We start from the raw sequence: 13,143 nt of genomic DNA, 5'->3' as shown, positions 1-13,143 counted from the left end.
GTCCGGCGTTTGAGGACCGGGTCCGGGCGGAGCTGATTTCAGCCCGTCCGGCGTTTGAGGACCGGGTCCGGGCGGAGCCCGGGGAACGGGCGAAGGGCGGGTAGGGGACTCCGCCCCGCAGGGCCGAGCGCCCGTACCCGCCCACCGGCCCCCGCCTGCCCGGGGGGGGTACCCCCCGCCCGCACCCACCGGCTCCCCGGCGCGTGCCCACTCCCCGGAATCGACAGCATTCGAGGTGTCGCAGCAACCGACCCCCGAAGGCGAGCCACGATGACCACCACCACGGCCCCAGCCACCGCCGCCACCGCCACCGCGCCGCGGGCGACCCGTACCGCCTACACCCTCTGGCTCACCGCAGTCGCCGCAGGCGCCTTCGAAACCGTCCTCGCGATCGGCAGGATGGCCGCCGACGGCACAGGCTCCCCCGGAGAGATCGGCATCGGCCTCGCCATCCGCCTCAGCGTCTTCGCCGCCGCCGTCCTCATCGCCCGCCGCATGCGCGACGGCGCCCGCTGGGCCCGCATCACCCTCGCCATGGCCCTCGGCATCCTCGGCACGGCCTCCATGGTGCTCCAGCCGCTCGGATACCTCGTCGACGGCGGATCGCTCTCGGCGGCGGCCGCCCGGGCCGGCGTCCTGGACTGGCTCTTCGGCGCCAGCCGGGCCGTGCACGTGGCCGCCGTCCTCACGGCCGTGTTCCTGATGTTCCGCCCGGAGTCGAACACCTACTTCCGCCGGCGCCGGCAGGCGTAGCCGCCGCTACGCCACCCAGTACGGCCGGTCCACCGCCGAAGGCAGCGGCACGCCCCCGTGGAAGGCCTCCGCGAGCCTCCGCACCCCCTCGTCGAGCCGCTCCGCCGCCAGCGTGTACGGGATCCGCAGCCGGTGCTCGAAGGTTCCGGGGTCCACCCCGAACCGCGCGCCGCGCCCGATGTTGACCCCGGCCGCAGCCGCCCGGTCCGCCAGGGCGGAGCTGACCGGCTCCCCGAGGTCCACCCAGAGCGAGAGCCCGCCCGGCGCCACCTGCCAGGACCACTCCGGCGTGTGCCGCTCCAGCGAGGCGATCAGCGCCGCGCGCTGCCCGCGCAGCCGCTCCAGCCGCTCGGGCAGCGTCCGCTCCAGCCCCGCCAGCAGCGGCAGCGCCACCAGCTGGTCCAGGACGGAGCCGGTCATGTCGGCCGCGACCCGGACCGCCGTCAGCTCCGTGATCATCTTGGCGGTGGCCCGGATCCATCCGACCCGCAGCCCGCCCCAATGGGTCTTGCTCAGCGAGCCGATGGTCACGACGTGATCGGCTCCGCCCTTCGGGGCGAGCGAGGCCAGCGGCGCGGGCGCCGGCACGTCGAGCGCGATGTCGGCGATGGTCTCGTCGACCACGAGCCAGGTCCCGGTCCGCCGGGTCGCCGCCAGCAGCCGCAGCCGCTGCTCCGCCGGCATCAGCGCGCCCGTCGGGTTGTGGAAGTCGGGGATCACGTACGCGAGCCTCGGCACGGTCTGGCGCAGCGCGGACTCGGCGATCTCCAGGTCCCAGCCCGCGTCGGAGACGGCGATCGACCCGGTGCGCAGCCGCGCGTGGCGCAGGGCGTCGAGGGCGTTGGCGTAGGTCGGGTTCTCGGTCATCACCCGGTCCCCGGGCCGGCACAGCAGGCTCACCACCAGCGCGAACGCCTGCTGCGCGCCCGCCGTGACGAGGATCTGCTCCGGTCGGGTCGCCAGTCCCCGCCGGGTGAACCGCTCGGCGACGGCGGTCCGCAGGTCGGGCAGTCCGAAGGGGTGGTAGCCGGGGCTGCGGGCGAACGCCGGGAGCCGGGGAGCGGCCCAGGCCACCGCGTCGGAGAGGCTGTCCTCGGGGGCGCCCATGGCGGCGATGGCCAGGTCGATGCCGGGGTCGCCGTCGGTGTGGTAGCCGCCGGCGCCGACGATGGCGTGCGCGCCGACCGGGCGGTGGCCTTCGGGGAGCTCGGTCCAGGTCCCGGAACCGCGGCGGCTGCGGACGTAGCCGCTCTCGCGCAGGAGGTCGTAGGCGCCGGTGACGGTGGCCCGGCTGGCGCCGACCGCCTCGGCGAGCTCGCGTTCGGCGGGCAGCCGCACGTGCAGGGCGATCCGGCCGTCGAGGATCAGGGTGCGGACGGCGTCGGCCAGGGCCCGGTAGCCGGGGCGGGCCAGGACCTCCGCCGGGAGCAGCGCCGCGAGCTGGCGGCTGCTGATCATTCTGTCCGCCGTCTGGACCACTCGCCCGTTTGCCATGCCAACCTCCCCTGATTGGCTCTGCCTGCCAGGCCAATCCAGGTCCAGACTCGCTGCATTGGCCGCCGATTGGCAAGGAGATGCCGCAATGTTGACCGACCGTGACGAACGGGCCCTGCTCACCGCCGCCGAGAACCGGATCGCCGAGCCCCTGCGCGTGGGGGCGGCGCTGGCCGCCGTACGGCGCCTCCTGCGGCGCGAGCGAGAATCGGTGACATGTCACCCCACAGCAGCACAGCAGACGAGCACCGGCAGCAGCACCAGCAGCGACACCAGCAGCCCGCGGCGGCAGCCGGCCACTCCGCTCCCCCGGTGATCGCCGGCCTGCTCCTCGCGGCCGGCGGCGGCCGGCGCCTCGGCGGCCGCCCGAAGGCCCTGCTGACCTACCGGGGCCGCCCGCTGGTGGAGAACGCCGTACGGGTCCTGCGCGAGGCGGGCTGCGGCCCGCTGCACGTGGTGCTCGGCGCCTCGGCGGCCGAGGTGCGCGAGCGCGCCGACCTGAGCGGCTGCGTGGTGACCGACAACCCGGACTGGGCCGAGGGCATGGGCTCCTCCCTGCGGATCGGCCTCGCCTCGCTGGCCGGTACGGGCGCCCGCGCGGCCCTGGTCTCCCTGGTGGACCAGCCGGGCATCGGCCCGGAGGCGGTGGCCCGGGTCCGGGCCGCCTACCGGTCCCCCGCGAGCCTGGTGGCGGCGTCCTACGGCGGCGAGCGCGGGCACCCGGTGCTCTTCGGGGCGGACCGCTGGCCGGACATCGTGGCGACGGCCACGGGCGACAAGGGCGCGCGGGTGCACCTCTCGGCGCACGCGGCGGAACTCACGCTGGTCGAGTGCGGCGACATCGCGGAGGCCTTCGACATCGACACGCCTCCCGACCTGGCACGACTGGCCTGAGCGGGCTGTGACCGCGATGGCACTGAGGGCCACCGTGAAGCGGAATCTGTCGACTCAGAGAATCTCGACATCAACAAACCATTGAACTTCCACCATGAGGAAATTACTATCCACTGGTCAGAAGCGCCCTGAACCCCCAGACGGCGCCCGCGACCGTATCCCGGAACTCTCCACACCCGACGGCACTGCGTGCCGTCCAGCGCGAGCATTCCCCGCGGCCGCCAGGCACCGCCGCTGAAGGAGTGACAGATATGTCCGCACCAGCGCCGTCATCGCTGGCCATCGTCGATGCCGAGCCCCTGCCCCGGCAGGACGAGGTCCTTAACGAAGCGGCCCTCGCCTTCGTGGCCGAGCTCCACCGCCGGTTCGCCCCGCGCCGTGCCGAGCTCCTCGCCCGCCGCTCCGTGCGCCGCGCCGAGATCGCCCGTACTTCCACGCTCGACTTCCTCCCGGACACCGCACAGGTCCGCGAGGGCGACTGGAAGGTGGCGCCGGCCCCGGCCCCGCTGAACGACCGCCGTGTGGAGATCACCGGTCCCACCGACCGCAAGATGACCATCAACGCCCTGAACTCGGGCGCCAAGGTCTGGCTCGCCGACTTCGAGGACGCCTCGGCTCCCACCTGGGAGAACGTGGTCCTCGGCCAGCTCAACCTGATCGACGCCTACGAGCGCCGCATCGACTTCACCGACGCCCGCACGGGCAAGGCGTACGCCCTCAAGCCCGCCGAGGAGCTCGCCACCGTCGTGATGCGCCCCCGCGGCTGGCACCTGGAGGAGCGCCACCTGCAGTTCGAGGGCGGCCCGGCCTCCGGCTCGCTCGTGGACTTCGGCCTGTACTTCTTCCACAACGCCAAGCGCCTCATCGCGCTCGGCAAGGGCCCGTACTTCTACCTGCCGAAGACCGAGTCCCACCTGGAGGCGCGCCTCTGGAACGAGATCTTCGTCTTCGCCCAGGACTACGTCGGCATCCCACAGGGCACCGTCCGCGCGACCGTCCTGATCGAGACGATCACGGCCGCGTACGAGATGGACGAGATCCTCTTCGAGCTGCGCGACCACGCGGCGGGCCTGAACGCCGGCCGCTGGGACTACCTCTTCTCCATCGTCAAGAACTTCCGTGACGGCGGCGAGAAGTTCGTCCTGCCGGACCGCAACGCGGTGACGATGACGGCGCCCTTCATGCGGGCGTACACCGAGCTCCTCGTCAAGACCTGCCACAAGCGCGGAGCGCACGCCATCGGCGGCATGGCGGCCTTCATCCCGTCCCGCAAGGACGCCGAGGTCAACAAGGTCGCCTTCGAGAAGGTCAAGGCCGACAAGGACCGCGAGGCCGGCGACGGCTTCGACGGCTCCTGGGTCGCCCACCCCGACCTGGTCCCGATCGCGATGGCCTCCTTCGACGCCGTCCTCGGTGAGAAGCCCAACCAGAAGGACCGCCTCCGCGAGGACGTCCACGTCGCGGCCGGCGAGCTCATCGCGATCGACTCCCTCGACGCGAAGCCCACGTACGACGGCCTGCGCAACGCCGTCCAGGTCGGCATCCGCTACATCGAGGCGTGGCTGCGCGGTCTCGGCGCCGTCGGCATCTTCGGCCTGATGGAGGACGCCGCCACCGCCGAGATCTCGCGCTCGCAGATCTGGCAGTGGATCAACGCCGGCGTGGTCTTCGAGAACGGCAAGCTCGCCACCGCCGACCTCGCCCGCGAGGTCGCGGCCGCCGAACTCGCCGCGATCCGCGCCGAGGTCGGCGAGGAGGCCTTCACCTCCGGCAAGTGGCAGCAGGCCCACGACCTCCTCCTCCAGGTCTCCCTGGACGCGGACTACGCGGACTTCCTCACCCTCCCCGCGTACGACCAGCTCGTCGGCTGACACCCCGTCTTCGGCTGAATCGCACAGCAGCCGAAACCACGACAGCGCCCCCGAAGCCCTCCGGCTCCGGGGGCGCTGTCGTACGTCCGACCGGTCCGCGCCGAACGACCGGTCGGTTGTTACTTGTTCGTAACTTGCATGTACCTAGCGGTAACAACGCGGAGAGTGGCACCTTTCCGATTGCCACCGGCCGGAGGTAACCCCCACTTACCCAGCCATGCGCCGGAGTTGTTTCCGGCATGCGCATGGCCGACCGCAGGAGTTCCGCAGTGATCGGATTGCGCAGCGACAGCATGGACCGGGCCCGTCGGGTGCGACGACTGGCCGGGATCGGGATGACGGTGCCGCTCGTCGCCGGGGCCCTGGTCGCCGGAGGGGCCGGGACGGCCGTGGCCGGCCCGGGGACCGGGCCCACCGCCGTGGTGTCCCTCGGCGACAGCTACATCTCCGGGGAGGCCGGACGCTGGAAGGGCAACAGCCTGACCAACAGCGGGAGCCGGACCGGGACCGACCGCGCCTGGGTGAGCGGCAGCAGCTACGACCCCGGCAAGGTCTACGGGGCCACCGCCGGCGGCTGCCACCGGTCGGACTCCGCCGAGGTGAAGAGCGCCGGGGCCATCGCCGACGTCGCGATCAACCTGGCCTGCTCCGGAGCCGTCTCGCAGAACGTGTTCCGCGCCTCCAACGGAGGCGTCGCCTTCAAGGGCGAGGCCCCGCAGGCCGATCAGCTCGCCGCCGTGGCCGCGAGCAACGACGTCAAGGTCATCGCGCTGTCCATCGGCGGCAACGACCTCGGCTTCGCCGACATCATCAAGGAGTGCGCGTACGACTTCGCGCTCTGGAACTCCTACTGCTACGACGATCAGCAGTGGGGTGTGGACCAGAAGATCGACGGGGTCATGGCCGACGTGGGCAAGTCCGTGGACGAGGTGCGCGCCGTCATGCGCGGCGCCGGGTACGCCGACTCCTCGTACCGGATCGTGCTGCAGTCCTACCCGTCCCCGATCCCGCGCGGCGCGGAGAACCGGTACACCCAGAGCGACTGGAGCCGGCTCAACACCGGCGGGTGTCCGTTCTGGAACAGGGACTCGGACTGGGCGCGGGACTCGCTCGTGCCGCAGATCGCCGGGCGGCTCAAGGCGGTCGCCGCCGCCAAGGGCGCGCAGTTCCTGGACCTGAAGGACATGATGCAGGGGCGCGAGGTCTGCGCGAAGGCGAGCAAGCAGGTGACCACCGCGGCGCCGGCCTCGGCGAAGACCAGCGAGTGGGCCCGCTGGATCGACAGCAGCGAGACGCAGGGGCTGGTCCAGGAGTCCATGCACCCGAACTACTTCGGGCAGCTCGCGGCCGGGCGCTGCCTGGCACTGGTCGTGGCGCAGCCGGCGGGCAGCGGGTTCGGCTGCAAGAACACCGCCGGGGCCGACCAGAGCGGGATGTACCTGACCCCGGCCCCGTAGCTCCGTAGCTCCGTAGCTCCGTAGTGCTGATCCGCCGCGGCCTGGTCCTTCCGGCCTCGCCGCGGCGGGGTGCGGTACTACCCGGACTCGTTGAGGACGGACAGGATGTTGCCCGCCGGGTCCTTGAACCAGGCGATGGACGGCATTCCGCGCTCGGTGGGGCGGACGATGCCTCTGTCGTCGGCCTCGAATTCTTCGTAGCGCTCGAAGCGGACGCCCCGCGCGGCGAGTTCGTCGACCGCCTTGTCGATGTCGTCAACGGGGAAATTGAGGATCGTGAAGCTCGCGGGCTCGTGGTTCTCCTTCGGATAGACCAGTACCAACCCGCCGCCCGCGAGGTGCAGCTGCAGGATCGGCATGTCCGCTTCCTCGGTGACGCGAAGCCCGAGCGTGCCGCCGTAGAACTCCTTCGCCTTCCCGAGGTCGTCGACCGAGAAGCCGCTGTAGGCCTTGCTGTCCGCAAACATGACCACTCCCTCGATCCGTCGCACGCGCCCCTGCTCCCATGTTCCTCCTGGGCCCGGCGGTCGTCGACCGGGAAATCAGGTGATCGTCGCGGCCGCGGGCTGGCATGCTCTCGCGCATGACAGTCCGCGGCGCGCGTCCCAGTCTCTACATCTCCGTCGACATCGAGGCCGACGGGCCCATCCCCGGGCCGTACTCGATGATCAGCTTCGGGGCCGCCGTGGCGGGTCGGCAGGACGGGGCTTCGTATACGGCCGCCGATCCGGAACAGGACACCTTCTACCGGGAGTTGCGTCCGATCAGCGAGGCGTACGTACCGGAGGCCCTCGCCGTCAGCGGGCTGGACCGGGACCGGCTGCTCCGCGAGGGGGCCGAACCGGCCGTCGCCATGGCGGAGTTCCGCGCATGGGTGCGGGAGGTCTCGTCGGGGGCACAGCCGGTGATGTGCGCGTACCCGGCCTCCTTCGACTGGACCTTCCTGTACTGGTACTTGATGAGCTTCGGCGGCGAGAGCCCCTTCGGGCACTCGGGCTGCCTGGACATGAAGACCCTGTACGCGGCCAAGGCCCGGGTGCCGCTCCGCGCGGCCGTCAAGGGGCGCATGCCGCGCGAGCTGCGCTCCCGCCGGCCGCACACCCATCACGCGCTGGACGACGCGGTCGAGCAGGCCGAGCTGATGAGCAACCTGATGGCGTGGGTCCCGCCCGTCCGCTCCCCTCTGGTCACGCACCTCGCCCGGGGCCGCATGGAGGTGGAGGGGCTCCCGGCCGGGAAGGACTTCGTGCTGTATCCGGGTGGCGGCCGCGCCTGGGACTGGGGTGAGCACGGCACCCGGCACGAGCCGGGCATCCAGCCCGCCGACGTGACCGACCTCCTGGACCGGGGGTGCACGGTGGCCGTCCTCAGCCGCGGGATGGAGCTGCGGCTCGGCACCATGCCGGAGACGCTGCGGCTGCTCCGGGACGCCGGGGTGGAGGTCCACGTCGAGGAGACGACCGTTGCGGTCGCGCTCTACAACCGGCTGGCCGCCACCGAGCGCGTCGGCGGGCTCTTCCACTCGACCTGCTGAGCCGAAAAGGCCGCCCGATCAGGCCGCTCAGGCCGCTCAGCCCGCCAGTTCCGGCAGCAGTTCGCGCAGGGGCGTCCGGGCGCCGGAGGTGTAGGCCGCGCGGAAGGCCTGCGGGGTGAGGCGGGTGCGGACCGTGTGCTGGACGCGGGGTGGCCGGGCCGCGTGCGGTCGGGTGCGGGAGACCGCGCCGAGGAGGCGGGCGGCTTCGGCGTAGCGGCCCTGGTCCGCCTCCAGTTCGGCGAGGAGTTCCACCGAGAAGACCTGCCCGAGCGTGTCGTCCAGCGCGAACTGGGTCCGCAGCGCGCTGAGCAGTTCGCTGCGGGCTGCCGCCGGGCGGCCCTCGTGACGCTGCACCAGGGCATGGGCGTAGCTCACCCAGGAGCGGGCCCACGGATCGGCCGTGCCGTCCGGCGGGCCGTCCGGCGGGCCGTCCTCGATCGGGACCGAGGCCGGGTCCGTACGGGCGGCCGCCAGGGTCTGCGCGGCCCGCAGGGCTTCCCGGCCGGGGCCGAACTCGGGATTCGCCGGCAGGAGTTCCAGGCCGTCCCGGTACTCCGCCGCGGCGTCCTCGTACCGGTCCTCCCACAGCGCGATCGTCCCGCGCAGGTGCGCGAGGTAGGCCAGGCAGGCGTCCTCCCCCTCGTGTACGGCCTCGGTCCAGGCCTCCACCAGCAGCGGGTCGGCGGCGTCCGCCTCGCCGAAGGCGGCGACCAGCCACGCCGCGAGCCACAGCGCCCGGGCGGGCCGGGGCGCGGGGTGCACGGCCAGGGCCCGTTCCACGTGCCGGCGCCCGTCAGCCGCCATCCCGCACGCGGACCACAGGAACCACAGGGACACCGCGATCTCCAGGGCCGCGCCCGGCCCCCCGGCGGCCAGCGGGTTCATCGCCGCGCGCAGCTCGGGTAGTTCCCGCAGGGCGAGGGCGCGCGCCTCCCGCTGCGCGCCGGTGCGCCACAGCTGCGCGGCCCGCTCCGCCACCACCCGGCAGCGCTCGCGGTGGCGCCGGGCCGTCGTCGCGCCGTCTCCGGCGGGTCCGTGCGCGAGCCGCCGGGCCGCGTAGGCCCGTACGGACAGGGGCAGCCGGTAGCGGCCCGGCCCGGCGTCCGCGAGCAGGCCCGGGGCCAGCCGGAGCAGTGCCTCGACGGCGGTGTCCGGGGTGAGTGCCCCGAAGCCGCACACCTCGGCGACGGCCGTCCGGTCGAAGGAGCCCGCGAAGACGGAGAGCCGCTCCCAGAGCAGCCGTTCGGCGGGCGAGGCCAGCCGCAGCGAGCGTTCGGCGTCGACCCGGGTGCTGCGGCCGGCGCCGCCGGCGAGGAAGCCCAGGGGGTCGGAGCCGAGCCTGCGGAGCGCCTGCGCGGGCGCGTACTGGTGCGAGCGCCCCGCCGCGAGCTCCAGGGCGCCGGGGATCCCGTCGAGCGCCCGGCACAGTGCGGCCACGGCGCCCGCGTTGCGGTCGGTCAGCTCGAAGAAGGGGTCGGCGCCGCGCGCCCGCTCCTCGAAGAGCCGTACGGCCGCGTAGCCGGCGACGTCGGCCACCGGGAACCGCCGGGTGGGGTCGGGTGCGGCCTGCCCCGGCAGGACCGACGGCGCCGAGGGCAGCGGCTGCACGGAGGGCGCGGTCGGCACCGACAGCGGCGGTACGGCGAGCACCACTTCCCCGGAGATCCGCAGCCGGCGCTGCGAGGTGGCCAGAATCCGCAGCCCCGGCAGGCGCCGCAGCAGCTCGCCCGCGAGCCCCGCGCCGGCCTCCCCGAGCTGTTCGCAGCCGTCGAGCACGAGCAGCGCGTCGCGCCCCGCGAGGCGGTCGGCCAGGTCCGCTCCGAGACGGTCCCAGCACCGCTCGGGCAGGGCGCCGAGCTCCGCCCATACGGCGTCCAGGCCGTCCCGGTCGCCCAGCGTGCGGACGGTGCGCACGGCGAGCCGGGTCTTGCCGATGCCGGCCGGTCCGGTGAGCGTGACCAGGCGTTCGGTGGCGAGCAGCGAGGCGAGGGCGGAGAGCTCCCGCTCCCGCCCGATGAAGCTCGACAATTCGGCGGGCACCGCCTGCCGCACGCCCGAGCCGGCCTCCCCCACACATCCTCCTGCGATGTCCGACACGTCCACACTGTCACGTGGTCAACAGTTGAACGCACAAAGAGAGATGATCGGCTGATAATCCCGTTGTCCCGTCACCGACCGGGAGAACCACCAAGGGGAGGGTATGAACTCGGCCATTTCCGCCATCGACGACACGGACCGGGCACTCGTCCACGCACTCCAGCTCGCACCCCGCGCGAGCTGGGAACTGCTGGGTCTGGTCCTCGGCGCGCGCCCGGACACCCTGGCGCGCCGCTGGGAACGGCTGACCGGATCCGGCGAGGCGTGGCTGAGCGGACTCGGGCTGCGCACCGGCGTCACGAAGCCCTGTATGGCGTGGGTGGAGGTCACCTGCACCGCGGGCACCTCGTCTTCGGTGGGGGACGTGCTCGTGGCGGATCCGCACGCCCTGGGGGTGGAGCACACCACCGGGGGCCGGGACCTGCTCGTCTTCGTGGCCGTACCCGACCTGCCCACGCTGTACTCCTACCTGTCCTCCCGGGTGCAGCGGATCCCGGGCGTCGTCGGCACCCGCACCTCGATGGTGACGGCGGTGCACTACGCCCCCGACCGCTGGCGCCTGGACCAGCTCACCCCCGCCCAGATCGGCCTGCTGACCAAGCGGACCCGGCGGCCGGCGGCGGCCGGCGGCCCGGACCGGCAGGCGGTGACGCCGCTCCAGGAGGAGGACCGGCCGCTGGTCCTGGCCCTGGCCTCGGACGCACGGCGCAGCGTGGCCTCGCTGGCCCGGGAGTTCGGGATGAGCGAGTCGACCGTACGGCGCCGGCTGGCGCGGCTGGAGGGCGGACTGAGCCTGCGCTACAGCTGCGCGCTGGCCTCCGGGCTGTCGGGCTGGCCGGTGTCGGCGACGCTGTGGGCGGAGGCCTCCGAGTTCGAGCTCGCCGACTGCGCGGCGGTGGCCGCGGGGCTGCGCGAGACCCGTATCTGCATGTCCGTCAGCGGCCCCTGGAACTTCATGATCAGCGCCAGGCTGCGCACGGTGGAGGACCTCTCCCGCTACACGGCGGAGCTCACCCGACGGCTGCCGGGCCTGCGCATCACGGACTCGGCGGTGGCCCTGCAGGTCCGGAAGTCCGAGGCCCAGGAACTGGACCGGCGCGGCCACCGGGTGCGCACGGTCTCCCCGGACATCTGGTCGGATCCGGTCCTGGACATGTCCAGCCCCGCCGGCGTGTGAGGCGCGGGGCCCGGGACGTCTTCCAGCCCCGCCGCCGTGCGAGGCGTGGAGTCCGGGGCATTTCCAGCCCCACCGGCGTTTGAGGCGCGGAGTCCGGGGCATTTCCAGCCCCACCGGCGTTTGAGGCGCGGGGTCCGGGGCGGAGCCCCGGGAACCTCGGCCGGAGCCTGCCCGTGACGTCACGGGCCACCGCCGCCCGCCGGGGCAGCCGCGCCGAAAACGCGTACGGCGGTGCGGACGCCAACCCCGCAGTGGGTGACGTACGCACCGCCGTATCCCGCACACCGGCCGGGCACAGCCCGGTCAGCGCACACCGGCCGGGCACAGCCCGGTCAGTGCACCAGCACCGGATCCGGGGTGGCCGAGGCCGATCCCTTCTTGGCGCCGAGGTGGTTGAAGGCCAGGTTCAGCAGGATGGCCACGACGCAGCCGGTGCTGATGCCGGAGTCGAGGACGACCAGCAGGTCCTCGGGGAAGGCGTGGTAGAAGCCGGGGGCCGCGATCGGGATCAGGCCGATGCCGAGCGAGGCGGCGACGATCAGGGCGTTCTCGCCCTTCTCCATGGCCGCGCCGGCCAGGGTCTGGATGCCGCTGGCGGCCACCGAGCCGAAGAGGACGATGCCCGCGCCGCCGAGGACCGGCAGCGGTACGACTCCGATGACGGAGGCGGCGATCGGGCACAGGCCCAGCAGGATCAGGATGCCGCCGCCGGCCGCGACCACGAACCGGCTGCGGACTTTGGTCATGGCGACCAGGCCGATGTTCTGCGCGAAGGCACTGCACATGAACCCGTTGAACAGCGGGCTGAGCGCGCTGCCCAGGGTGTCGGCGCGCAGGCCGCCCTCGATGGTCTTCGCGTCCGCCGGGCGGCCGACGATCTTGCCCAGCGCGAGGATGTCGGCGGTGGACTCGGTCATGCACACCAGCATCACGATGCACATGGAGATGATCGCGGCGACCTGGAACTGCGGGGCCCCGAAGTGGAACGGCGTCGGGAAGCCGACGAGATCGGCGTTGGCGACGGCGTCGAAGTTCGTCATGCCCAGCGGCAGCGCTATGAGCGTGCCGGCGACCAGGCCGAGGAGGATGGAGATCTGCTGGAGGAAGCCGCGCAGGAACTTGCGCATCAGCAGCACGATCGCGAGGGTGACGGCGGCCATGGCGATGTTCTTCATCGAGCCGTAGTCGGCGGCGGTGCTGTTGCCGCCCTGGGACCAGTTGAAGGCCACGGGGAGCAGCGAGACGCCGATCAGGGTGATGACCGTACCGGTGACGACCGGTGGGAAGAACCGGACCAGTTTGCCGAAGTACGGGGCGGCGAAGTAGCCGAGGATTCCGGCGACGATGATCGCACCGAAGATGATCGGGATGGCGTTGTCGCCCTCCCCCTTTCCGATGGCGATCATCGGGGTCACACCGGCGAAGGAAACGCCGTTGACGAAGGGGAGCTTGGCGCCGATCTTCCAGAACCCGAGGGTCTGGAGGAGGGTGGCGAGCCCTGCGGTGAAGAGCGAGGCGCCCATCAGGAAGGCGGTCTCGGTGGCGGAGAGGCCTACGGCCGGGCCGACGATCATGGGCGGGGCGACTACACCCGCGTACATGGCGGCTACGTGCTGGAGACCGCTGGTGAACATTTTCAGCGGTGGCAAGGTCTCGTCGACCGGGTGCTTCACCCCTGAGTCGTCCGCGACCTGCGGTACTGCGACTGCGTCTGCGTCTTTGCGAAACCTGGGCGCCTGGGCCACGGCTTCCTCCGAACTGTTTAACACGCCGGCAGGGACGTGATGTGTCTGGGAGGTGATGCGAAAGCTGTACGAGTCGAGCCTTTATGGAGTTGTGGGTGCTGCGAATGCTTGTCCCAAGGGG

General features: G+C 72.6%; 11 protein-coding genes. 7 read left to right on the top strand and 4 right to left on the bottom strand.

What is annotated here, in order from left to right; all coding sequences use genetic code 11:
- The first annotated feature begins 270 nt into the window (after positions 1–270).
- Positions 271–753 (top strand): hypothetical protein, encoded by a 483-nt coding sequence (locus tag AC061S_RS39850; protein ID WP_478690759.1) that lies wholly within the window; start codon positions 271–273, stop codon positions 751–753.
- 6 nt (positions 754–759) lie between these two features.
- Here AC061S_RS39850 and yczR read toward each other — a convergent pair whose 3' ends face one another.
- On the bottom strand, positions 760–2,247 hold the full coding sequence (gene yczR / locus AC061S_RS39845) for a MocR-like transcription factor YczR (RefSeq protein ID WP_478690758.1): 1,488 nt from the start codon (positions 2,245–2,247) through the stop codon (positions 760–762).
- Positions 2,248–2,335: 88 nt separating this feature from the next.
- Between yczR and AC061S_RS39840 the strand changes: the two genes are divergently transcribed.
- From AC061S_RS39840 to AC061S_RS39825, 4 genes are all read left to right on the top strand, one after another.
- Entirely contained in the window at positions 2,336–2,563 is a 228-nt protein-coding gene (locus AC061S_RS39840; protein ID WP_478690757.1) for a hypothetical protein, read from the top strand.
- A complete protein-coding gene (locus AC061S_RS39835) occupies positions 2,560–3,141 on the top strand; it encodes a nucleotidyltransferase family protein (RefSeq protein ID WP_478690756.1) in 582 nt (193 codons plus the stop codon). Before AC061S_RS39840 ends, AC061S_RS39835 begins: the two co-directional genes overlap by 4 nt.
- A gap of 251 nt (positions 3,142–3,392) precedes the next feature.
- Complete coding sequence (gene aceB, locus AC061S_RS39830) at positions 3,393–5,012, top strand: malate synthase A (protein ID WP_478690755.1); 1,620 nt, start codon at positions 3,393–3,395, stop codon at positions 5,010–5,012.
- Between the two features lie 269 nt (positions 5,013–5,281).
- Complete coding sequence (locus tag AC061S_RS39825) at positions 5,282–6,469, top strand: SGNH/GDSL hydrolase family protein (RefSeq protein WP_478690754.1); 1,188 nt, start codon at positions 5,282–5,284, stop codon at positions 6,467–6,469.
- 77 nt (positions 6,470–6,546) lie between these two features.
- Here the strand turns inward: AC061S_RS39825 and AC061S_RS39820 are convergent, their stop codons facing one another.
- Positions 6,547–6,936: a VOC family protein gene (locus tag AC061S_RS39820; protein WP_478690753.1), complete on the bottom strand. Its 390-nt coding sequence runs from the start codon at positions 6,934–6,936 to the stop codon at positions 6,547–6,549.
- Positions 6,937–7,052: 116 nt separating this feature from the next.
- Between AC061S_RS39820 and AC061S_RS39815 the strand changes: the two genes are divergently transcribed.
- On the top strand, positions 7,053–8,003 hold the full coding sequence (locus AC061S_RS39815; protein WP_478690752.1) for an MTH938/NDUFAF3 family protein: 951 nt from the start codon (positions 7,053–7,055) through the stop codon (positions 8,001–8,003).
- Between the two features lie 36 nt (positions 8,004–8,039).
- Here AC061S_RS39815 and AC061S_RS39810 read toward each other — a convergent pair whose 3' ends face one another.
- Entirely contained in the window at positions 8,040–10,100 is a 2,061-nt protein-coding gene (locus tag AC061S_RS39810) for an ATP-binding protein (protein ID WP_478690751.1), read from the bottom strand.
- 103 nt (positions 10,101–10,203) lie between these two features.
- On the opposite strand from AC061S_RS39810, the gene AC061S_RS39805 reads away from it, so the two are divergent.
- On the top strand, positions 10,204–11,277 hold the full coding sequence (locus tag AC061S_RS39805) for an Lrp/AsnC family transcriptional regulator (RefSeq protein WP_478690750.1): 1,074 nt from the start codon (positions 10,204–10,206) through the stop codon (positions 11,275–11,277).
- Positions 11,278–11,609: 332 nt separating this feature from the next.
- Here the strand turns inward: AC061S_RS39805 and AC061S_RS39800 are convergent, their stop codons facing one another.
- Entirely contained in the window at positions 11,610–13,022 is a 1,413-nt protein-coding gene (locus tag AC061S_RS39800) for a nucleobase:cation symporter-2 family protein (RefSeq protein ID WP_478690761.1), read from the bottom strand.
- Positions 13,023–13,143: the final 121 nt, after the last annotated feature.

Source organism: Streptomyces sp. CA189, from assembly GCF_056428985.1.
Note: the sequence above shows the minus strand (reverse complement) of the source record. Positions and strands in the feature narration are given on the sequence as shown.

Bases quoted from the DNA above. Each gene is read 5' to 3' on its own strand.
- yczR (WP_478690758.1), bottom strand. From the start codon at position 2,247: ATGGCAAACGGGCGAGTGGTCCAGACGGCGGACAGAATGATCAGCAGC.
- AC061S_RS39820 (WP_478690753.1), bottom strand. From the start codon at position 6,936: ATGTTTGCGGACAGCAAGGCCTACAGCGGCTTCTCGGTCGACGACCTC.
- AC061S_RS39850 (WP_478690759.1), top strand. From the start codon at position 271: ATGACCACCACCACGGCCCCAGCCACCGCCGCCACCGCCACCGCGCCG.
- AC061S_RS39815 (WP_478690752.1), top strand. From the start codon at position 7,053: ATGACAGTCCGCGGCGCGCGTCCCAGTCTCTACATCTCCGTCGACATC.
- AC061S_RS39840 (WP_478690757.1), top strand. From the start codon at position 2,336: ATGTTGACCGACCGTGACGAACGGGCCCTGCTCACCGCCGCCGAGAAC.
- aceB (WP_478690755.1), top strand. From the start codon at position 3,393: ATGTCCGCACCAGCGCCGTCATCGCTGGCCATCGTCGATGCCGAGCCC.
- AC061S_RS39805 (WP_478690750.1), top strand. From the start codon at position 10,204: ATGAACTCGGCCATTTCCGCCATCGACGACACGGACCGGGCACTCGTC.